Annotated in this window: 22 protein-coding genes; 1 reads left to right on the top strand and 21 read right to left on the bottom strand. The window is 65.5% G+C overall.

The window, feature by feature from the left end; all coding sequences use genetic code 11:
• Window positions 1-99 precede the first annotated feature (99 nt).
• A complete protein-coding gene (locus ACYVAN_RS10650; RefSeq protein ID WP_460958288.1) occupies window positions 100-549 on the top strand; it encodes a YybH family protein in 450 nt (149 codons plus the stop codon).
• Between the two features lie 124 nt (window positions 550-673).
• Here ACYVAN_RS10650 and ACYVAN_RS10645 read toward each other — a convergent pair whose 3' ends face one another.
• From ACYVAN_RS10645 to leuS, 21 genes are all read right to left on the bottom strand, one after another.
• Window positions 674-1,195, bottom strand: coding sequence for a DUF3558 family protein (locus ACYVAN_RS10645; protein WP_460958287.1), 522 nt, complete (start codon window positions 1,193-1,195; stop codon window positions 674-676).
• A gap of 76 nt (window positions 1,196-1,271) precedes the next feature.
• The gene (locus ACYVAN_RS10640) at window positions 1,272-1,817 is read right to left on the bottom strand and encodes a DUF3558 domain-containing protein (protein ID WP_460958285.1); all 546 of its coding nucleotides are present in this window, start codon (window positions 1,815-1,817) and stop codon (window positions 1,272-1,274) included.
• Window positions 1,818-1,836: 19 nt separating this feature from the next.
• Window positions 1,837-2,367, bottom strand: coding sequence for a DUF3558 family protein (locus tag ACYVAN_RS10635; RefSeq protein ID WP_460958283.1), 531 nt, complete (start codon window positions 2,365-2,367; stop codon window positions 1,837-1,839).
• 74 nt (window positions 2,368-2,441) lie between these two features.
• Complete coding sequence (locus ACYVAN_RS10630) at window positions 2,442-2,966, bottom strand: DUF3558 family protein (protein WP_460958719.1); 525 nt, start codon at window positions 2,964-2,966, stop codon at window positions 2,442-2,444.
• 24 nt (window positions 2,967-2,990) lie between these two features.
• Window positions 2,991-3,512, bottom strand: a complete 522-nt coding sequence (locus tag ACYVAN_RS10625; protein WP_460958281.1) for a DUF3558 domain-containing protein — start codon at window positions 3,510-3,512, stop codon at window positions 2,991-2,993.
• Window positions 3,509-3,922, bottom strand: a complete 414-nt coding sequence (locus ACYVAN_RS10620) for a hypothetical protein (RefSeq protein WP_460958279.1) — start codon at window positions 3,920-3,922, stop codon at window positions 3,509-3,511. Before ACYVAN_RS10620 ends, ACYVAN_RS10625 begins: the two co-directional genes overlap by 4 nt.
• A 271-nt stretch (window positions 3,923-4,193) precedes the next feature.
• The gene (locus ACYVAN_RS10615; protein ID WP_460958277.1) at window positions 4,194-4,361 is read right to left on the bottom strand and encodes a hypothetical protein; all 168 of its coding nucleotides are present in this window, start codon (window positions 4,359-4,361) and stop codon (window positions 4,194-4,196) included.
• A 124-nt stretch (window positions 4,362-4,485) separates the two neighbouring features.
• Entirely contained in the window at window positions 4,486-4,743 is a 258-nt protein-coding gene (locus ACYVAN_RS10610; protein ID WP_460958275.1) for a hypothetical protein, read from the bottom strand.
• A gap of 193 nt (window positions 4,744-4,936) precedes the next feature.
• Window positions 4,937-5,182, bottom strand: a complete 246-nt coding sequence (locus ACYVAN_RS10605) for a hypothetical protein (protein ID WP_460958273.1) — start codon at window positions 5,180-5,182, stop codon at window positions 4,937-4,939.
• 9 nt (window positions 5,183-5,191) lie between these two features.
• Window positions 5,192-5,449 (bottom strand): hypothetical protein, encoded by a 258-nt coding sequence (locus ACYVAN_RS10600; protein WP_460958271.1) that lies wholly within the window; start codon window positions 5,447-5,449, stop codon window positions 5,192-5,194.
• A 417-nt stretch (window positions 5,450-5,866) separates the two neighbouring features.
• A complete protein-coding gene (locus ACYVAN_RS10595; protein WP_460958269.1) occupies window positions 5,867-6,493 on the bottom strand; it encodes a type VII secretion system-associated protein in 627 nt (208 codons plus the stop codon).
• Entirely contained in the window at window positions 6,490-6,942 is a 453-nt protein-coding gene (locus tag ACYVAN_RS10590) for a scabin-related ADP-ribosyltransferase (protein WP_460958267.1), read from the bottom strand. The genes ACYVAN_RS10595 and ACYVAN_RS10590 overlap by 4 nt, the downstream gene beginning before the upstream one ends.
• Window positions 6,943-7,763: 821 nt before the next feature.
• A complete protein-coding gene (locus ACYVAN_RS10585) occupies window positions 7,764-8,042 on the bottom strand; it encodes a hypothetical protein (RefSeq protein ID WP_460958265.1) in 279 nt (92 codons plus the stop codon).
• A 5-nt stretch (window positions 8,043-8,047) separates the two neighbouring features.
• Entirely contained in the window at window positions 8,048-10,258 is a 2,211-nt protein-coding gene (locus ACYVAN_RS10580; protein ID WP_460958263.1) for a WXG100 family type VII secretion target, read from the bottom strand.
• Window positions 10,258-10,767 (bottom strand): hypothetical protein, encoded by a 510-nt coding sequence (locus tag ACYVAN_RS10575; RefSeq protein WP_460958261.1) that lies wholly within the window; start codon window positions 10,765-10,767, stop codon window positions 10,258-10,260. Before ACYVAN_RS10575 ends, ACYVAN_RS10580 begins: the two co-directional genes overlap by 1 nt.
• Window positions 10,768-10,792: 25 nt before the next feature.
• Window positions 10,793-11,158: a hypothetical protein gene (locus ACYVAN_RS10570; protein WP_460958259.1), complete on the bottom strand. Its 366-nt coding sequence runs from the start codon at window positions 11,156-11,158 to the stop codon at window positions 10,793-10,795.
• Window positions 11,159-11,669: 511 nt separating this feature from the next.
• Window positions 11,670-11,954 carry a DUF4333 domain-containing protein gene (locus ACYVAN_RS10565; protein ID WP_460958256.1) on the bottom strand — a complete coding sequence of 95 codons (285 nt, stop codon included), beginning with the start codon at window positions 11,952-11,954 and terminating at the stop codon, window positions 11,670-11,672.
• Window positions 11,955-12,216: 262 nt separating this feature from the next.
• Window positions 12,217-13,662, bottom strand: coding sequence for a DUF2079 domain-containing protein (locus tag ACYVAN_RS10560; protein WP_460958254.1), 1,446 nt, complete (start codon window positions 13,660-13,662; stop codon window positions 12,217-12,219).
• A gap of 120 nt (window positions 13,663-13,782) precedes the next feature.
• Window positions 13,783-14,214 carry a CAP domain-containing protein gene (locus ACYVAN_RS10555; RefSeq protein ID WP_460958252.1) on the bottom strand — a complete coding sequence of 144 codons (432 nt, stop codon included), beginning with the start codon at window positions 14,212-14,214 and terminating at the stop codon, window positions 13,783-13,785.
• A 244-nt stretch (window positions 14,215-14,458) separates the two neighbouring features.
• A complete protein-coding gene (locus tag ACYVAN_RS10550) occupies window positions 14,459-16,417 on the bottom strand; it encodes an acyl-CoA dehydrogenase family protein (protein WP_460958251.1) in 1,959 nt (652 codons plus the stop codon).
• Window positions 16,418-16,651: 234 nt separating this feature from the next.
• Entirely contained in the window at window positions 16,652-19,540 is a 2,889-nt protein-coding gene (leuS, locus tag ACYVAN_RS10545; RefSeq protein ID WP_460958249.1) for a leucine--tRNA ligase, read from the bottom strand.
• Between the last annotated feature and the right edge of the window lie 100 nt (window positions 19,541-19,640).

Raw genomic sequence — 19,640 nt, 5'->3', positions numbered from 1 at the left:
AGCGCCCGGAAATCAGCTCCGAAGTTCAGCCGACAAGCGCTGCGGGACCTAAACTCGCAGCCGTCGCGCGGTGAAACGAGCAGACCAGGGGGTGCTCGAATGAGCTTTGCCGGGCAAGAACACAGCGACGCGGAAGAAGAGCTGCGCCAAGTGGTGCTGGAACGCATCACAGCCGTGCACGCCAAAAACCCCGAACCATTGGCGGCACGCCAAGACCCCGAGGTCGTCACCTTCGACGTGCTGGCGCCCCTCTGCTCCCACGGCAGCGACGCGGTCGAGCAGAAAACCCAAGCCTGGTTCGACGCCTACAGCAGCGACATCGGCTACGAAGTCCACGACCTCCGCATCGCCGCCAACGGCGACATCGGCTTCTGCTCCTTCGTCTACCACGTCAGCGGCACGCTCGTCTCCGGCGACGAAGTGAGCATGTGGGTGCGCGCCACCCTCGGATGCCAACGCACCGACGGGCAATGGCTCATCACCCACGACCACGAATCCGTCCCCTTCGACCCCGCGACCGGGCAAGCCCTCACCGACCTGACGCCCTGACCAGCACCAGCGGCGCGGGGGACGCGGACGGACTCCCACACGAGCATTCGAAGTGTTCAACCGGGGGAATTCTCGCGCAGGACCGGGCCATCCCGACTCCGCCGACCACCCCGCGGCCAACTGGTCACTCCGGCAACGCTGGCTCGATTGTTTCGGCAATGTCCAGCGATACACCACACGCGTCCAACGGCTCACGCGGATCCGAAGCCTGTGCGTCCACCAAGACGACACCGCCACCAGCCGAAAGCATCGTCGTGCACATGTCATCCGTGGCCCCAACGGTTTTCGCGGTCGCGCCCTCACGTCCGTTGACATCCCTCGCACTGAAATTCTCGATCGTCGACTTCTGGCCGTACTCGGCCAAAGTCAACGTCGGATTCTTCAAGACGGTCACTGTCACGGTGTCACCACGGAAGGAACACCCCGTCTCCGAGTCCACGGGATCGATGACACGGGGCTCGGACTCTACTCCTAGTGCATCGAGCTGCTTCTGCTTCATCACCGTGCACGGCTCAAACTCGGACAAGGCTGGACGTGGCTGGCCAGCGTCGTCAGAGGACGCACCCGATGTGCTAAAGCACCCTGTTACTGCCAACAGTGCCAGGCCGCTGACACCAAAGGTCAGCAACCGAACCAATCCACTCACGAGTTACCCCCAGACTCACGATCAACCGAAGTTGCGAAAGACCTACCTGATACACGCTGAAGGTCCTCCCAACCAGTTACTCCGGCAGACTCGGCTCGATCTGCTCCGCGATCTTCAACGACTCACCACACGCGTCGAACGGCTCACGAGGATCCGTTGACTGCGCATCAACCAGGACGACACCGCCACCAGCCGAGAGCATCGTCGTGCACAAGTCCTGGCCCATTGCGACCTCATTGATCGCCTCAGCTGCGGACCGTCCGTTTACCTCGATCGGCTTGAACACTCCCCAGTTGTCTTGAGCCCCGTATTCCTCGAGTGTCTTCTCCGCGTTGCGATTAATGGTGATCAGTTTTCCGCCCTCTAGCCCGGAGTCGTACAGGCATGCGGGTTCCGATGAGATCTGCTCATCAAGTTCACCCTCGGCAGGAAGACCCATCTCTGTGGCCAGCTGCGGCGTGAGGATCGAGCAAGGATCCAGGTTCGCCAGAGCCGATCCCTGCGGCTCCGGGGAACCGGAACCGCCACCCTTATCAGCTGATCCCCCCGACGAGCACGACGCCACACTCGCAAGCGCCAGTCCCGCAACAGCCACCATCCACGGCCGCAGCACCTTATTCACGCGTCAACGCCTTCCTACGTCACTCAGGCAGATTGGGTTCAACCTGCTTCGCAATCTTCAATGACTCGCCACAACCATCGAACGATGCGCTGGGGTCATTCGGAATGGCATCAACCAGAACGACGCCACCACCAGCAGGGAGCATCGTCGTGCAGACACCTGTCGCCGCTGCGCCAGCACTAACAGCCTGGGCTCCTGACCGGTCGTTCACGTCAATCATGGTGAACTCATCGAAACGGCCACTCTGGCGATAGGAGTCCACCGTCTCCTCTTGGTTCTTAAAGAGGCTAACTCGCATACCGTCGGCACCATTCGAGAAGCTGCAACCAGGTTCCGACTCGTACTGCTCAATCTTCTCACCTGGAGTTTGAAAACCCCCAGCTGAAAGTTGCTCAGGTGTCGTGATCGAACATGGTTTCAGGTTTGCCAACGCTGAACGGGAATGCTCCACCTCGCCAGAGGACGCATCCGATCCACTGGAACACCCGGCCACCACCAACACCGCCAGAACGCTGACACCAAGCGTCAGCGACCGAGCGAATCCACTCACCAGTTAGCCCCCAGAATCACGATCAACCGGAATTAGGAGGTCGCCCTGATCAACGAGGCAACCCTCCCAACTAGTCACTCCGGCAACGATGGCTCGATCGTTTCGGCGATATCCAGCGACGCACCGCAGCCATCGAACGGGTCACGCGGATCAGCAGCCTGCGCGTCCACCACGACCACACCACCAGCAGCTGAGAGCATCGTCGTGCACATATCATCCGTGGCAGCAGAGTCGACCGCCCTCGCTCCCGGACGCCCATTTACATCGGTTTTCGTGAATTCGCCCCAATTTTCCTGCTGCCCATATTCATCGAGCGTCTTCTCCGCGTTACGGAAGATCGTTATCATCTTTTCTTCACCCTGGTAACGACACCCAGGTTCAGAAGAGATCTGGTCCTCGAATTCCTCTTGCGCGGGCAGACCCGCTTTTGTTGCCTGCTGCGGCTTCAGAACCGAGCAAGGATCCAATTCCGCCGGAGCCGAACCCTGCAGTGCAGCGGAGTCCGAGTCCTCACCAGCCGACCCGTCCTGCGAACACGCCGCCATCCCTGCCAGCGCCAGCCCCGCAACAACAGCAACCAACGACGGCCGCAGCACCATCTTCACGCGTCAGCGCCTTCCTCATCACTCCGGCAGACTCGGCTCGATCTGCTCCGCGATCTTCAACGACTCACCACACGCGTCGAACGGCTCACGCGGATCGGTAGACTGCGCATCGACGAGAACGACACCACCACCAGCCGCGAGCATCGTCGTGCACATATCCTGATTCGCCGCCGCATTTGTGGTCGCTTCAGCAGCAGGACGACCATTCACGTCCATTTTGCGGAAGTCTGCCCAATTATCCTGAGTACCATAGCCGTCGAGAGTCTGTTCGGCATTGCGATACACTGTAAGCAACATCTCGTCTCCCTGGTACGAACAACCAGGTTCGAACGAATATTGCTCAACAGGCTCTCCGCCGGATGGAAGACCCGCAGCAGTCGCCTGCTCCTCCGTGAGGATCGAACACGGATCCACACCGGCCAAAGCTGAACGCTGCTCTTCTGAAGGTTGCGCTTCCTCGTCAGATGATCCGCCCGCGGCGCACCCGCCGAGAGCCAGCACTCCTGCCGCGACCACGATTGACCGCGAAAAATTCTTCACTGAGATCCCCTTCCCAAGTCATCCGCGATCTGCTCATCAGTCGCACGGTAATCCTTCGCCGCGTTCCGGAAAGCGTCGGCCTGGTTAAGCATCTCCGTCTGCAGGTCACGCAGAAGGTCTACCGCGCCAGAACCCGATTGGTTTGCCTTCTGCTCAAAGTGATGAGTCAGGGATACAGAAGACTCATAGTCACCGAGACCACGCACACGGTCAATCTGGTTGTAGTCCCTCGCCATTCGACCAACCTCATCGGCACTGTCTTCGCAGTGCTTGGCGGCGGCTTCGGCTGCTTCGGGGTTCATGCGTAGCTGGCCGGAGCTGACCTGCTCGTTGATCCAGCTGGTCTGCTTGCTTGCCTCCGCCAGCGCGCCCTGAGCTTTCGCGAAACCTGAACCTATGTCGTCGAGCATGTCGGTGCCTTCCCCTCACCACACACTTCGAGCGGAGGCCAGCAGCCACCGACCTCCGCCCAACCAGCAAGGATCACACTATCGAGATCGCACCGCTCCTGTCTCGAAAACAGCAGGGCAAAAAGGACGTGACCGACAACTCACCCGAACGTCCGAATGGGCCTCATCAAAGGACCGCCAGGCCATCCCGTTCAGCCGCGAAGCGGAACTCAAACTGGCTTTGACCAGCAGGTTCCCGGACTCGTACAACTACGGCCGCCCAGGTTGTCACTCATCGGGAATTCGAGTCGCGTCCGAGGAGCTTGTCCCGAGTAAGCAGATGCACCAGTTCCCAGAAACCTGCCGCCAACACGAACACCAACAACAACCACAGCCCGTGGGTGAGTGGCGGCTCTTGGGACAGGCCCACCATGTCCAACAGGCCGAGCAGCAACGTCACCCCCGCCGCCCAGCCGAGCGCCGACGCATGCCGCCGCCGATGCCACTTCGTGCCCGTCCATGGCCTCCCTGCGTGCCGCGCTCAACCCACGTCCGCGATCACCGCCATGGCAGGAGCCCGAGGGTCACTCCTGGTCCTCGCCGTTGTCCTCGCGGGCTTCGGGGGCGGCGCGGGCTTCGCGGCGGGCGAGGTCTGCCGGCGATCCCTCTGGAGGGAGAGGGGTTTCGCTGAGATGCCGCTGCATGAGGGATTCCGGCACGTACTCACCGCGTTCTCGCTTTGCAGCCCTCTCGGCGTCTTGCCGATCGAACTTGGCTCGTGTTTCCGGGTCGAGCTGTTCCCGGGGGGTGTGGTACTTCCTGACCAGTTCGTCATGATCCATGTTGCAACCTCACTTCGGCGGGTCAGTTAGACGGATTTGCCACGTGTCGGTACTCGGGTCATAGGTACGCCCTTCACCAGGAATTCCGTGCCGCGCCCGAACAGCACTTCGGATTGGGCCGCATCCATGGACCCCAGATTGCGCCCCTGCGCGGAGTCGATCACGAACTCGACGTTGCCTCGGTTTCGGTCGTTCACCCTTGCCCATGGCTGTCGTCCGGCTCTTGTCCTTGCTCTCCGGGGCGTTTGCGCACGGGGAACGGCTTGAAGTTGTCATCAATGCCGATAGGGAAGTTGTCCCCCGGTTTGGGGGTGGCGTACTCGCCCCGCGCCTTCTTCTCGCGTAGCTGCTCGGACGCCGCCTCGATCCGAGCGCGCCGCTCGGGAGGCAGATCGTCGAGGTTGGTGGCGAACCGCTTGATCATCTCTTCTGGCGTCATTCTCTACCGCTACCTTCCTAGATCTCGCATGTAGATTTCCCACCCTGTGCCGTCAGCGTTGGGCACAACACCGTCGACTTGAAAGCGATTACCAGGCATCCATCCTGCTTCTTCCATGCCCCCATACGGGTTGAGAAACTCCAGGTCTTTGGCGTGCTGTGGTTCATTGATGACGAACTGCACGTTGCCGGGGAACGGGTTGGCCTTGTCCGCGCTGGTGAACGCGGCTTCCTCCACGACCTCGCCGGATTGGTACCGCTCCAGCATCGCGGGCAGATCCTCTGGGGCGACATCGATCCCTCGGTACAGCTGCTGTCCTGGTTCGGGTTGCCAGTCTGGCAGCTGTTCATGCCCGAGACAGCGTTCTTGATCTCCACATCGTGCTTCTCCAACCCCGCCGGGTCCCCATCACGCAGGGCCTCGTTCCAGTCCTGGTGATGAATCTCGGTATAGCGCTTCATCCCGGCAAGCTCTTCATCCGGAATGTGTGCAATACCCGGGTTGGACATGCGGATCTCGTCGAGCAACCGCTGCTGACCGGGGTTGTCCCCGATGGCTCGCCTACGGCGACATGGCTCGGCCGGGCCAGCGGTGCGACGCAACAGCTCCGGCAGTGCCTCGACCGGAGTGCGAGTCGTCATCACCTCGGCCATCAGTCCCCCTCACCTGCAGCGGGCGGTGCGCTTACTGCTGAGCCTCGTCCCTGCGTATGGCGATCATCGCGGACACGATGTCCCGACCGGGCAGGACAAGGCCCGGCGGAGAGTCGGTGTTGAGCGCCAGTTGCATATCCGGTGCGTCGAGTACCTTGACCAGGCCACGCACCGGCATCCGCGAACCTCCCGCGGTGACCTGCAGTGGTACGCGGTTGTCGCTGGTGTAGGCGTGAAGGACGGGCCGCCCGTCTTGGTCGGCGACAACCGGTATCTGGTTGGGGTTCTGCATGTCGGTTATCACGCTCAGGTGCGCATCGGCTGCCGCCAGGGCGCGCAGTAGCCCATCGGCACGGCTGTATCCGCTGGCGGCCAGTTCCAATGCGCGCTCGATGGCGTTTGTTGGCTCGGGCCACCCGCGCAGCTTCGGTCCTGGCCGGTAATTGGGGTTCGGTATCCACTGCGCGTGTGCGAGCTCCCCCGTAGTGGGGTCAGCAGGGAACGCTCCCCGGATGCCCCACGGCGGCACCTCGCCGTTCGCGTCGAACTCGGGATCCATCACGTAGACGCGTGCGCCCGGACGTGACCGGGCCTGCTCGCGCATGGCGTCGGTGATCTCTGGGGTCGGCAGAGGGGTGTCGTCGTGCATGGTGGTCATCTTTCCCCCTGTTTGCCGTAGTGCGGGTTGGGTTCGAACTCATCGCTAGGAACCGGCAGGCCGGTTGTCGGGTCCGTCATCATTCGATACCGGCCCACGATGCGCTCGGCCGCGGTCCCACCGGGCGCCGCAATCTCTTCTTGGCGGGCGTATCCGTGGTTGTCAACGCTGGCGTTGACGTCAATACCGCCCGGCGCGTCGGTCACGTACATGTACTGGCGGTCGGCGAACTGCAGCCAGACGTCCTGGTCACGGGACCACGACACATAGCCTGATGGGGTGTCGTGTTTGGTGTAGTCGTCAAGGTCCAGGTTCTCTGGGTTCCGCGGCGCGGCTCCGGTTTCAAACAGGTCGTCGCGATTCCCGCGTCTTGTTCCTGGTCCGGGCCGGTAAGTGGGAAAGGCTCGAAGTTGCTGTTCAGGCCGATCGAGGTGTTGTCCTTGCTCCAAGACTGCAGCACCTCGCCGCGCGCGATCTTCTCGTCGGTGTACCGCCGCGAGTCCTCGGCCATCGCTCGGCCCTCGGGACTGAGGTCTTCCCGCTTCGGTACGTACTGGCGGATCAGCGCCTTTCGCTCCTCAGGAGTCATAGCTCACCTTCCCTGACCTTGGCCCTGCATGTAGATGTGGCACCTGAACGACGGTGTGCCGCCTGACTGTCGAGATGGCCTATGCGCAGGTACGGGCCCGACTGTACGAAGAATCGGCGCGCAGTTAGCTGTCCAGCTGGAGCACTGCCAAGCCCCCTCTCCGTTGGTGGAGATGGGGCCTGAACTCAAAAATGCCGGTTTACGCGCCGCCAACCACCGTGCGGCGCGGCCGGGCACTCACTGCTGGTCCTCACCCTCCTGGTCCTCACCCTGCTGGTCCTCGCCGGGCTTCGCGGGCTTCGCGGGCTTCGCGGCGGACGAGGTCTCTCGGCGACCCCTCTGGAGGGAGGGGGGTTTCGCTGAGATGCCGCTGTATCAGGGATTCCGGCGTCCTTTCACCGCGCTCCCACCGCTCCGCCCTCACGGCGTCTTGCCGATCGAGCCTGGCTCGTGTTTCCGGGTCCAGCTCTTCCCGAGGCGTGTGATACTTCCTGACCAGTTCGTCATGATCCATGTTGCAACCTCACTTCGGCGGGTCAATCAGAGTGATTTGCCACGTGTCGGTACTCGGGTCGCAGATGCGGCTGTCCACCAGGAACTCCGTGCCGCACCCGAACATGCAACGATCCCCGACGCACCAGCTACGACGCACGAGCCACTCTGCGACGAGACCAAGCGGGCTCACTGCCGGGCGTCGCCGTTGCCCGCATCCCGCTGCGCTTGGTCGTCATTTCCCGCGTCTTGTTCCTGCTCCGGGCCGGTAAGTGGGAAGGGCTCGAAGTTGCTGTTCAGGCCGATCGGGGTGTTGTCCTTGCTCCAGGACTGCAGCACCTCGCCGCGGGCAATCTTCTCGTCGGTGTACCGCCGCGAGTCCTCGGTCCGCGCTCGGTCCTCGGGACTGAGGTCTTCCCGCTTGGGTACGTACTGGCGGATCAGTGCCTTGCGCTCTTCAGGCGTCATAGCTCCTAATCTCCTTGTCCTAGGTCTCGCATGTAGATATGCAATACGTCCCCTACCTCTTCGAGGTCACGCACGCCGAAGCGGTTGCCGTCCTGCCACAACATTTCGCGCTCGTCCGGGTTGGTGGGTTCGAAGTCCCGAGCGTGCTGGGGTTCTTCAATGATGAACCGGACATGGTTGGGCTTGTCGGGGCTGGCACCGAAATACTCCGGCGGAACGTCCTTCGATGCTGAGGTGAACGCTGGCTCCTCCACCGTCGCACCGGGACGGTAGCGCTCCAGCACCTCCGCGAATTGCTCGTCGCTGACGCCCATGTCGCGAAATGCTTTCGGGGTTTCGGCAGTGTCGACGCGGGGCATGTCGTCCAGCGCACTGCGCAGCACGTTGGCATCGGGACTGAGGTAGTCACGATCGATCGCGTCCCCCTCGCGCAAGGTGCGATTGAGGGTGTTGGCGTCCTCGCCGATATAGCGGCGCAGGCCCATCGCTTCCTCGTCGTCCAGGTGCGCGAGTTCGGGGTGTTCGTCGCGGAGTCGGGCCACGCTCTCATCGAACGGGTCGCCGGTGCGCATCTCGATACGCTCCCGATAGGTCTGCCGGTCCTCATCCGAGAGATCGTGGCGGGATTCGCCGTGCGATTCCGGCTCGGGTGTCTGCGAGGCAGGGCCCGGCGTCTCGTCGTGGTCCCGCTGTGGGGCCGGGTCCTCGTGCCGCTGCTCCTGGCGCGGCTCGTCGGACTGGTGTTCGGGACGCCCGTCGACCTGCTCCGAGGACTCCCGGGTCACAGGCTCCGAGGCTGGGCCATTGCCCCGGTCTCCGAGTGGGCCGCCGTCGTCCCAATCGTCGAAGTCCGGGCCGCTTCCGGTGCCGTCATCGAGCCAACTGTCGGGGCCGCCCATGTCGCCGAACCGGTCCGGGGCGCGGTGCTGCGACGGACCAGGTGGAGCCTCGGCGGCTTCGGGGCGGGTGTCCGTCCCGCCCGAAGCATCTCCGGACGGCCGCGCAAACCCGTCCTCCGACCCACCGCGCTGCGGAGCTGGCGGCTCTTGCACCGGCGTGTACTGGGAACTCCCCAGCCCGTCCCCGCCGGGCTGGTTCCAGGGCGTGCCGCCGGGCTGGTTCCAGGGCGTGCCGCCGGGAGGGGATGGCGGTGGCTGCTGCGGCTGGGGCTGGGGCGGTTGAGGTGTCTGGGGCGACTGCGGCTGGGGCGTGGATTTCGGACTGCCAGGTGTGTTCGGTGTGTTCGGTGGTTTCGGGGCGTCCGGATTCGGGGCATCAGGCGTGAGCCGTCCGACCTTGCCGAGGGTCGCCCCGACCTTCCCCGCCGTCCCGACACCGGTGAACATCGAACCGACGTTGGTCCACGCCTTGCCGAACGCGGCAGCCGGATCGTTGCGCCACTCTGCCGACGTCCCGACGATCCCGGTCAACGTCTGACCCGGATGAGCAGCCATGCTGACGACCCCAGCCGCCATGTTCGCCCCCGCCGAGATCGTCTCGGCCGGATGAGTCACGAGATGGACCGGCCTCGACAGATTGGTGATCAACCCCACGCCCATCTCGCCGAGAGCTCCCCCGATACCACCTGCGAGGCTGCCCGCAACCTCCCCCATCGGCGAGAACTGGTCCTGGACAAGCCCCCACGCCCTTTCGAGCATGGACGGGTCCGGCGCCCGGTCACGAGCACGCCGCAACGCATCCGCGGTGGTCGCCGAGGACGTTTTCATCGAGCGGCGCGCATCCGCGAGGACCGCCTCGGCCTCCGCCCGACCCGCTTTGCCCGGATCATCGAACGGCACCGGCGGCGCATCCGCCGGGGCAGAGCGTTGTTGCTGTTCATGCTGCGCGCGAGCCTGCTTCGTGGTGGCTTCGGCCTGACGCCACAGCTCGATCGCGCGAGCCGCTCCCTGCTGCGCCGAAGTGATCACGTGACCGTGGTCGGTCAACGCACGGGCGGCCTCGGAGTACGCGGTCGCGGCCTCCTTCCAGCGCGGCGTCTCCTGCTCATTGGCGCGGCGATAGGCATCCGCGGCCTCACCCGTCCACGCCGAATCATCCAACTTGGACAAACCGGCCGCGGCATCACCGATGCCCTCGGCGATCCCGCGGTAAACGCGAGCCTTGTCGGCCACCCCAGAGGCCTTACCGCGGATCAGCTCGGTGGGATCGTCCGTCTCGCCCAGCTGCGCAGGTTCCTCACCCCCGAAAACTCCCACTACCGGCCTCCCCCGGTAACCGAGTTCCAGACGTCCGTCGCGCCATCGACCACCCCGCCGACGTCGTCGCCGATCGAGCCCATCGAGTCGCCGATATCGTCATCGATCTGGTCCCAACCGCCCCAATCCGGCTGGACCTCCCGATCCACCTCGCTCCACGACATGGTCTCGCCGGACTTGGTGTGATCCGGCGACCACAACGCCAGCCACGCGTCCTGCAACAGATCGGTTACCGCGCTCTCCTGCCCCTGATACGACCGCATCGCCTCGGTGAGCTGCTCGACAATTCCCTCACCGGTCTTGAGCAGACTGCCCAGCCCATAGATCCAATCGCTGTTGAAGCCGGTGAACGCAGCCAGCAGCTCCTGGTCCTCACCGAGATCGTCACGCGAGGCATCCATCGAACGCAGCCCCTGCGCCGAGCCGCCCTTCGCCATGTACGAGCCGCCCGGAACCACGCCGGCCAGCGTGTCGATGGCCTCCTGATGTCCGTCAATAACCTTCTGCATGCTGGCCAAATCGACCGAAAAACCCTCAGGCATCCGCACCGTCCTCACCCTCGACCGACACCCCGGGGATGGTCAGCATGTGCTGTGCGAGCACATCGAGCACCACGCCGCACCCGGCGGGCAGGTAATGCTCCAGCAACCGCTCTCCCGGAAGCGACACCCAATCCACAGACCCATCACCGCCGATGCCCACCCCACTGGCCTCGCAAAAAGCCACCAATTGGGCCGGAGTGGAAAACACCGGAAGCCACACACCGCCGTCCTCCAGACGCAGCGGGGCCGCATCCGGCAGCAAGTACACCGACGACCGCCGAAACGTCGCCATCACCAGGTGCGGATCAGCCTCCCCAGCGGGCCGATCGATGAACCGACGCGCAGCCATAACCAACACCGGATCACCTTGCGGTGGCGTCGGCGTCGTAGCGGCGGGGCGGTTCGCCTCGGGCGGCGCGGGCGCGGGGGCCGGGTCAGGTGTGGGGTTTGCGGAGCTGGGACCGGACTCCAGCAACGTGCCGGAGAACGTCACCACGCGCGGCAGGCGGGAGGCACCCGTGCCATCGCCGGACACCGACGGAGTCCCCGGCGGGGCGGCGACTCCACCACGCGGCCGCCCACCAGCATCAAGACCCGGCACGCCCAACCCTTCGCCGCACATCAGCACGTACGGGAACGAACACTGCCCCGCCACGATCGTTCATGATCTATCTCGGACCTCGCGCCATGATGCGACAGACGATCTCGGGTGCGAATCGCCTTCGAACGTTTGTGACCACAACCACTCCGGCGATCACGCATCCGTGAGGGACGCATCCGCGCCGCATCCGACCGGCCTCCGGCCGCAGAAATCCCCACCGCTCCGGGACGTGGTGCGGTGGGGAGCACACACCCGGCCGCCGGTGGGGCTACTTCTCGTCGACCTGGATGTCGAAACGGACGTCGGTGCCGTCGACCTCGGTCACCTCGGTCGAAATGCCCAACTTCTCGCCACCCGCCGAAAGCTCGCAGCGCATGGTCTCGCCCACCTCGGCGGGCAGATCTCCGGGACACGTCACCGAATCCGGCGCCTGGCCGACCTTCTGCTCCAGCTGGGCCGAGATCTGCGACTCCACCTCGCCCTTGCCGACCGTCACCGTTCCACAACCAGCCAGGCCCACGACCAACAACGACACCACCACGAACGACCGCATATCCGCCTCTCGCCTCGGAATCGAACAAATGCCGCACCACCCTGACCCAGCGGCCCGCGCGAGGGAGCGGAATCCGGGCAAAAACCCCCACATGCCGCAGTGATGTCCGGCACAAGCACCACCGGTGCCACCGGTCAGCGGCGCGATAGGTCAGCAGCGCAGCAGGTCAGCAGCGCAACAGGTCAGCAGCGCAACAGGTCAGCAGCGCAACAGGTCACCGGCGCAACAGGTCACCGGCGCAGGAGGTCACCGGCGCAGGAGGTCACCGGCGCAGCAGTAGGAAACCGCCCTCATCGGCCACCGTTCGATAACCGGCGTCCCGAGCCTTCCGCAGGTACTCGCGCTCCGCGTCGGCCGAAACCGGCCACCGCGCAGGCGGGTCCGCCTCCGAAACGATCCACTCCGTGCGGAACGAATCGTCCGGATAGCCCGGAAACACCGAAACCTCGCAACGACTCGTCAACTGCGGAACCAACATGTTCGAGGCCGCCACCGACGCACCGTCCGGAATCCGGTCCAGCACCTGCCGCGCGGCCACCACCCGGGCATCCGTGCGCCACGTCTGCGCCTCGAACAACGACGCCAGCGGCAACGACGGCAAGAACACCGTCGTCACCAGCACCGAACCCGCCAACACGGTCGGCGACACCTGGCGCAACCGGGTCAGAGCGTCCACGAACGCCGCGAACACGATCGGCATCAGCACCACGCTGTAGTGATGTTCGGTGTCCCAATAGGACTGATTGGACGAAAGCAGGCGCCACAGCAGGGTCGGCACCGCCAACAACAACAACGGAGAACGCAACGCCACGAACGCGGTCGGCGCGAGCAACAACACCAAGGTCTGCGCCTTGATGTCCGGCGTGACCAGCTCCACCGGAACCCGAAATAGCGAACCGGAAAAATCCGGTGAGAAGTTCTCCCAGAGCCGGTAGCCACCATCGGCATTGAACCACGGGATCAACACGAAGATCTCGACCAGCGAACCCAGCACCCCGGCCGAAACCGCCACCGCCCCGACCCGGCGCTGCCCCTGGTACAGCAGGTACCCGCCGAGCACCGCGACCGTCAGCCCCAGATCTTCTTTGACCAACAACAACGGCAAAGCCCACGCGGCAGCACTGCGCCAACGACGCTCGCCCAGTGCCTCCAGCGAGAACGCGAGCAACGGCGCGGCGAAGCACACCTCGTGGAAATCGAAACCGACCGCGCCCTGGAAACCGTACGAAGCGCCCATCCCGAAACCCACGACCAGCGCGGCCCGCACGCCCAATTCACGGGTCGCCCACCGCATCAGCGGGACGATCGCCAACGCCAGCAGCGCGGCCTGCGCCAGCAGCAGCACCTCCGCCGACGGCCACACCAGGTACAGCGGCGCCAGCAGCGCGAGGATCGGGTGGAAGTGGTCGCCCAGCGCGTTCGCGCCCGGACCGAGCAGTTCGCTGACCGGAGCGCGACCCTCCGAATAGGACCGGACGATCTGCTCGAAGATCCCCAAGTCGTATCCGGTGGAGCGCATCCGGTGGTGCTCGCGGATCGAAACGGCGCTGTACAGCGCGAAAAACAGTCCCGCCACCGCCCACGGCAGGGCGTGGCGGACACGCACTCGGTTCGGGCCCGGCCAGTCGGCCGACATGTGGTCGTCAGGCGCGCGACCGGTTCCCACATGTCCGGTCAGTCCGGTTCGGACGGTTGCGGTGGACAACACCGGGTCAAGTGAACCAGAACGGGCTCGCCGTGCGGATCACCGGTCGCCGGGCGTGATCGTGCCCGGCGACCGATCCGTTGGAGCTCCGACCGCCAGGGGAAGCACCGGCGGCCGGGGCGATCAGTAGCCGAAGACCTGGGTCCAGTACCAGCCGTCGTGGTCCACACCGACGCCGATCGTCCGCAGCGAGCAGTCGAGGATGTTCTCGCGGTGGCCCTGCGAACCCATCCAGCCGTCCACCACCTGCTCGGCGCTGGTGTGTCCCTGCGCGATGTTCTCGGCACCCGGCGACGGGTAGCCGGCGCGCTCCGCACGCTGGACGAACGTGTCGCCCTCCGGGGAGGTGTGCGAGAAGTAGTCGCGATCGGACATGTCGCTGCTGTGCAGGTTCGACGCCTCGGCCAATCGGCCGTCGGGGGCGAGGGCACCGCAACCGGCGGCGGCGCGCTCCTCGTTGACCAACTCGACCACGCGAGCCTCCTGCGCGGGGTCCGCCGCCAGCGCGGACGTCGCCGTGGTGGCCGCGCCCGCACCGAACAACAGAGCAGTCACACCTGCGGTAATCACACAACGTTGCAAACGGGGAGGTGCCATGTCGCGGTAAGCTACCCGTTTGGGTGAGATCAAACCGTGACCTGTGACTCAACGCACGGAGTTCAACTCCACTGCGTAATCAACCCTGTTCCAGGCGTCGCGAACGGCCCACGCTGAGCCCGATCGCGGTCGAGCACCCGACGGCGTCACCACATCCGGCCGAGAGGTGATCGCCGGTGTGGTGACGCCCATCGCCCCGGGATCAAGCCGATGCGTCGTGCTCCCGCTGCACCTCCTGGCGGGCGGACTCGGCTCCGGTGGCGATCGGAGCCGTGAGCCACTGGCGCGGAAGGCCGAACGCCTCCACCAGCGACACCGCGTGCGGGCGCAACCCCTGGCACAACGCGTTCACCGCCTCCGTCACCGCCTTCGACCTGCGCGGCGTGAGGCGCTCGTGCTCCAGGAACCAGCCCCGGTCCTCCTCGATGTTGGCCAGCACGAAGAGATCGCAGAGCCGGTTGAGCACCGCCGCCGTCTCCTGGTCCGGGCACCGCTCGATCGCCGCGACGAACGCCTCCAACACAACCCGATCCACGTGCACCCGCGCCGCGCGCAACACGTGGTCCTGCGCGCTGTTGAACACCTCGAACGGGTCCGCGTCCTTACCGGTGGCGCGGCGCAACCTGCGGGCGACGCCATCCAGCACGTGCTTCTCGCGCTCGTCGAACATGCGCACCTGCCAGCCCCGGTCGAAGACCTCGTCCTCCTCGTCCCGGCCGGGAGCCGCATCCACCAGCCGCTGCACCAACGACCGCGCAGCCGTCCGCTCGATCACCGTGCCCACGAACTGATCGGCCACGAACCGTGCCAATCCGACCGTGCCCAGCTCGTCGAACTGGTCCTTGTAGTTGGTCAGCAACCCCTTGGCCACCAGCTGCAGCAGAACCGTGTTGTCACCCTCGAACGTGGTGAACACGTCGGTGTCCGCCTTCAACTGCGGCAACTGGTTCTCCGACAGGTAACCGGCGCCACCGCACGCCTCGCGACAAGCCTGGATCGTCTCGGTCGCGTGCCACGTGGTCATCGCCTTCAAACCCGCCGCGCGCGACTCCAGCTCGCGCTGCGCGCGCTCGTCCTCGGGCCCGTCGTGCAGCGTCGAAACGAGTTCCTCCTGCGCGAAGTGCAGCGCGAACGTCTTCGCCAGCGCGGGCAGCAACTTGCGCTGGTGCCCCAGGTAATCCAGCACCACCGTCTCGTCCGGCGTACCCGGCCGTTCGAACTGGCGGCGCACATCGCCGTAGCGCAGCGCGATCTCCAACGCCAACTTCGTCGTGCTGCCCGCGGTGCCGCCCACCGAGACCCGGCCGCGGATCAGTGTGCCCAGCATCGTGAAGAACCGCTTGTTCTCGCTCTCGATCGAGCTGTGGTAGGTGCCGTCGGCATCGACGTCGCCGTAGCGGTTGAGCAGGTTCTCCCGCGGGATCCGCACCTGGTCGAACGTGATCCGGCCGTTGTCCACCCCGTTCAACCCGGCCTTGCGGCCGCAATCCTCGATGTGCACGCCGGGGCAGGTGTTCCCGTCGGCATCGCGGATCGGTGTCATGAACGCGTGCACGCCGTGGCGCTCGCCGCGAGTGATCAGCTGCGCGAAGACCACGGCCATGCGGCCGTCCCGCGCCGCGTTGCCGATGTACTCCTTGCGGGCCGACTCGTGCGGCGTGTGCAGCACGAACTCGCCGGTATCCGGATCGTAGGCGGCGGTCGTGCGCAGCCGCTGAACATCCGACCCGTGACCCGTCTCGGTCATCGCGAAGCAGCCCGGCAGCTCCAGGTCCATGATCCGCCGGAGGTAGCGCTCGTGGTGGGATTCGGTGCCCAACGCCTGCACCGCGCCACCGAACAGTCCCCACTGCACACCGGACTTGACCATCAGCGACAGGTTGCCGGCCAGCATCTCCAGCGACACCACCGAACCGCCCGTGTCGCCCTGGCCGCCCTGCGCCGCGGGAAAGCCGAGTTCGGGGATACCGCTCTTGGTCAGCAGTTGCAGCTGCTCGAACGTCTGCGCGCGGTGCCGCTCGGTGTCGAGGTGGTCCCCCGGCGGGAGGTCCGTGTCCTGCAGAGCCCTGCGGACCTGGGCACGAACGTCGGCCCAGCGCCCGTCCAGGACCTTCGCGAGTTCTGCCGCGTCGAAGTCGGCGGAAATGTCAGGGGTATCCATCGGGGCCTCCAGAGCGGATCAAAGCTGGGCGTCAGCCTAGTTACTCACGAGTAGGGTTGCCATGTGAGCTGACCCCCACACATCCACCCCGCCCGCGCACTCGAACGCACCACGGCCGAAGACCCCGGAACCGCGCCACCGGAAGCCGCGCACGGGTGGAGCAAGGGAACATTCCTTCCACATGTGACAGAAAGGTTCCCTTGCTCGCACCTGCCGAACGCGGGGCGAACCCGATCAGGCGACGATGTTGACCAGTCGGCCCGGCACCACGATCACCTTGCGCGGCTCCTTGCCGTCCAACGCCGCCGACACCTTCTCGTCGGCCAACGCGGTCGAACGGATCTCCTCGTCACCCGACGACGCGGGCACCACGATCCGCGAACGCACCTTGCCGTTGAGCTGGATCGGATACTCCACGGTGTCCTCGACCAGGTACTCCTCATCGGCCACCGGAAACGGGCCGTGCGCCAAGCTCGCCGGGTTCCCCAGCCGCGACCACAGCTCTTCGGCCAGGTGTGGCGTCAACGGCGCCACCATCTGCACGAGCGGCTCCACCACCGAGCGCGGCGTGCCCGCCGCCGATCCGTACACCTTCGTCACCCGGTTGTTCAGCTCGATCAACTTGGCGACCGCCGTGTTGAACCGCAGCTCGTCGTAGTCCTCGCGCACGCCGGCGATCGTCTTGTGCAGCGCCCGCAGCATCTCCAGGTCCGGCTGCTCGTCGCTGACCCGCAGCTCGCCGGTGTTCTCGTCGACGACGTTGCGCCACACCCGCTGCAGGAACCGGTGCGAACCGACCACGTCCTTGGTGGCCCACGGCCGTGAGGCGTCCAACGGACCCATCGCCATCTCGTACAGGCGCAACGTGTCCGCACCGTACGTATCGGCCATCTCGTCCGGCGACACCGAGTTCTTCAGGCTCTTGCCCATCTTCCCGTACTCGCGGCGAACCTCCTCGCCCTGGAAGAAGAACTTGCCGTCCCGCTCCTCGACCTCCTCGGCGGGCACGTAGACGCCGCGCGAGTCCGTGAACGCGTAAGCCTGGATGTAGCCCTGGTTGTACAACCGGCGATACGGCTCCTCCGAAGCCAGGAAGCCCAGGTCGTGGAGCACCTTGTGCCAGAAACGGGAGTACAGCAGGTGCAGCACCGCGTGCTCCACCCCGCCGACGTACAGGTCCAGCCCACCCGGGTCGTCGTCGCCGTGCTGCTCCGGGCGCTTACCCATCCAGTACTGCTCGTTGACCGGGTCGACGAACGCCGCGTCGTTGTTCGGGTCGATGTAGCGCAGCTGGTACCAGCAGGACCCGGCCCACTGCGGCATCACGTTGGTGTCGCGCTTGTAGTGCTTGAGCCCGTCACCCAGGTCCAGCTCCACCTCGGCCCAGTCCGTCGCCTTCGCCAACGGCGGCTCGGGACGGCTGTCGGCGTCCTCCGGGTCGAACGTGCGCGGCGAGTAATCCGCGACGTCCGGCAGGACCACCGGCAACTGGTCCTCCGGCAGGCCCAACGGGGTGCCCTCGGAGTCGTAGACGATCGGGAACGGCTCGCCCCAGTACCGCTGCCGCGCGAACAGCCAGTCCCGCAGCTTGTACTGCACCGTGCCCGAACCCCGCTTGTTCGACTCCAGCCAGCCGGTGACGGCGGCCTTGGCCTCGTCGAGCTCCATGCCGTTGATGTCCAGCCCGACATCGGGATTGGCCGAGTTGATCCGCGGCCCCGAACCGGTGAACGCGCCGCCGTCGAAGTCCTCCGGCGGCTGCACCGTTCGCACCACCGGGAGACCGAAGACCTGCGCGAATTCCCAGTCGCGCGCGTCCTCGCCGGGGACCGCCATGATCGCGCCGGTGCCGTAACCCATCAGCACGTAGTCGGCGATGAACACCGGGATCCGGTTTCCGTTCACCGGGTTGGTGGCCCACGCGCCCGTGAACACACCCGTCTTTTCCTTGTTCTCCTGACGGTCCAGGTCGGACTTCATCGACGCCGACCGCCGGTACGCGGCAACCGCCTCCACCGGGGTGGATTCGCCGCCGGTCCACGAATCACGTGCGTCGGCGGGCCACTCGGTCGCCGTCAGCTCGTCCACCAGCGGATGTTCCGGCGCCAGCACCATGTAGGTGACGCCGAACAGCGTGTCCGGGCGAGTGGTGAACACCTCGATGCTCTCCGCGGACCCATCCAGGCCGAACACCACGTTCGCCCCGTGCGACCGGCCGATCCAGTTGCGCTGCATCGACTTGACCTTCTCCGGCCAATCCAGCCGGTCCAAGTCGTCGACCAGACGGTCGGCGTACGCGGTGATCCGCATCATCCACTGCTTGAGGTTGCGGCGGAACACCGGGAAGTTGCCGCGTTCGGTCAAGCCGTCGGCGGTGACCTCCTCGTTCGCCACCACCGTGCCCAGGCCCGGGGCCCAGTTCACCGGCGCCTCAGACAGGTACACCAACCGGTAGGAATCGATGATCTCGCGCTGCTCGGTGCCGGAGAGCTCCGCCCACGCCCGGCCGTCGGGAGTCGCCCGCTCACCGGAGGCGAACTGCCCCTCCAGCTCGCTGATCCGCCGCGCGCGCCCCTTGCCTCCGTCGGCTTCGGGGTCGTACCAGGAGTGGAAGATCTGCAGGAAGATCCACTGCGTCCAGCGGTAGAACTCGATGTCGGTCGTGGCCACCCGGCGCCGCTCGTCGTGGCCCAGGCCCAGCCGACGGATCTGCCGCAGGTAGCGCTCGATGTTCTGCTCGGTCGTCGTCCGCGGATGGGTGCCGGTCTGCGCGGCGTACTGCTCCGCGGGCAGCCCGAACGAATCGAACCCCATCGTGTGCAGCACGTTCCGCCCCAACATCCGGTGGAAACGGGCGTAGACGTCCGTGCCGATGAAGCCCAGCGGGTGACCGACGTGCAACCCGGCGCCCGAGGGGTACGGGAACATGTCCTGGACGAAGAGCTTCTCCCCGGGAACTTCGCCCTGGAGCGGGCCGGCGGGGTTGGGAGCATGGAAGGTCCCGAGCTCCTCCCAGCGCTGCTGCCAGCGCTGTTCGATCTCGGCCGCCGTTCCCGCCGTGTAGCGGAACTGCGGAGCCTCATCCGTGCTCCCGTTGTTCGAGCCCTCTGCCTGGCCACTCATCGGTTGGGGTCCTTCCCTGCCTTCTCGCGAACGCGCGGATTCCTCCTTCCAGTGTGACGCGCTGGGGAAATCGGCTTTCCGCCGCCCTTGCCGGACCTGC

This window comes from Parasphingorhabdus pacifica (genome assembly GCF_054779195.1).
Note: the sequence above shows the minus strand (reverse complement) of the source record. Positions and strands in the feature narration are given on the sequence as shown.

What these genes read in the sequence shown, in the direction of transcription:
- ACYVAN_RS10650 (WP_460958288.1), top strand. Translation starts at nt 100, where the DNA reads ATGAGCTTTGCCGGGCAAGAACACAGCGACGCGGAAGAAGAGCTGCGC.
- ACYVAN_RS10630 (WP_460958719.1), bottom strand. Translation starts at nt 2,966, where the DNA reads ATGGTGCTGCGGCCGTCGTTGGTTGCTGTTGTTGCGGGGCTGGCGCTG.
- ACYVAN_RS10620 (WP_460958279.1), bottom strand. Translation starts at nt 3,922, where the DNA reads ATGCTCGACGACATAGGTTCAGGTTTCGCGAAAGCTCAGGGCGCGCTG.
- ACYVAN_RS10610 (WP_460958275.1), bottom strand. Translation starts at nt 4,743, where the DNA reads ATGGATCATGACGAACTGGTCAGGAAGTACCACACCCCCCGGGAACAG.
- ACYVAN_RS10605 (WP_460958273.1), bottom strand. Translation starts at nt 5,182, where the DNA reads ATGACGCCAGAAGAGATGATCAAGCGGTTCGCCACCAACCTCGACGAT.
- ACYVAN_RS10600 (WP_460958271.1), bottom strand. Translation starts at nt 5,449, where the DNA reads ATGCTGGAGCGGTACCAATCCGGCGAGGTCGTGGAGGAAGCCGCGTTC.
- ACYVAN_RS10595 (WP_460958269.1), bottom strand. Translation starts at nt 6,493, where the DNA reads ATGACCACCATGCACGACGACACCCCTCTGCCGACCCCAGAGATCACC.
- ACYVAN_RS10585 (WP_460958265.1), bottom strand. Translation starts at nt 8,042, where the DNA reads ATGACGCCTGAAGAGCGCAAGGCACTGATCCGCCAGTACGTACCCAAG.
- ACYVAN_RS10575 (WP_460958261.1), bottom strand. Translation starts at nt 10,767, where the DNA reads ATGCAGAAGGTTATTGACGGACATCAGGAGGCCATCGACACGCTGGCC.
- ACYVAN_RS10565 (WP_460958256.1), bottom strand. Translation starts at nt 11,954, where the DNA reads ATGCGGTCGTTCGTGGTGGTGTCGTTGTTGGTCGTGGGCCTGGCTGGT.
- ACYVAN_RS10550 (WP_460958251.1), bottom strand. Translation starts at nt 16,417, where the DNA reads ATGGATACCCCTGACATTTCCGCCGACTTCGACGCGGCAGAACTCGCG.
- leuS (WP_460958249.1), bottom strand. Translation starts at nt 19,540, where the DNA reads ATGAGTGGCCAGGCAGAGGGCTCGAACAACGGGAGCACGGATGAGGCT.